The sequence below is a fragment of the Campylobacter sp. BCW_6466 genome (assembly GCF_001762835.1).
GTDB classification, from domain to species: Bacteria; Campylobacterota; Campylobacteria; order Campylobacterales; family Campylobacteraceae; genus Campylobacter_D; species Campylobacter_D jejuni.
Genome location: NZ_MJXO01000058.1, coordinates 1 through 882, shown reverse-complemented (window position 1 = coordinate 882; position 882 = coordinate 1). Strand labels below are relative to the sequence as shown.

1 pseudogene is annotated in these 882 nt (G+C 25.4%); it reads right to left on the bottom strand.

Annotated elements, in window-relative coordinates:
• Positions 1 to 122 precede the first annotated feature (122 nt).
• A pseudogene (locus AJ887_RS06260) lies at positions 123 to 882 on the bottom strand (tyrosine-type recombinase/integrase); the annotation flags it as partial.

Below are 882 nucleotides of genomic sequence, written 5' to 3'. Positions count from 1 at the left end.
ATACAATCAAGAATTGCAAATTTCATCAAAATACTTGGCGGAGAACCTAAACTTTTATTAGAACAATTTTAAACACATAGACTTCTTCTTGAAGTCTATGCAAATACTCAATTTTAGAAAAATTAATTATTCAATAACGCAGCTTTTACTGTATCATTTGTTGCTTTGGCATATATAGTAGTAGTATTTAGATTTGCATGTCTTAGAATTTTTTGTATGACCACAAGGTTTATTCCTTTGGCTGTTAATCTCATGGCTAAAGTGTGTCTAAGCAAATGAAGTCCTTTTTTGCTGATCAAAGCTTTAGCATAAATATTATTTACAATCAAAAAAGCATTGCTTCTATTTAAATGTTTTCCTGTGCTAGTTTGCATTATGTAATCACTATCTTGGATATTTTCTTTAAAATATTCAAGCTCATCATCTACTTCTTTTTTAATAAATGCAAATTGTTCTTTACCGCCCTTGCCTATTATGGATATTTTTAATATTTCATCATCAACCTCTTCAAAATCACAAAGTTTTACATTTAAAGCTTCAGAAATTCTAAGTCCTCCATAAAGCATAAGTTTTATCAGTAAAGAGTTTCTAAAACTATTATAAACTTCTTTTTTTGCTTTTTCTTTCTCTAAAACATTATTTAGCCTTATAATTTCATTTTCATTAAGATAATTTAATTTTTCTTCTGATTTTTCTGTTCTAAATCTAATTTTCTTCATATCAAAGGAAAAAACAAACAAATCATCATTATTATCGCTTATAAAAAAAGCTAGTTAATACTCTCAAATAAGTTATTTTTGTTTTTTTTGATAGTTTATTGCCATTTTTTGAATTATTTTCTAAATAATTAAGAAAATTGACTAAAAAAGTCGTTTTTATATC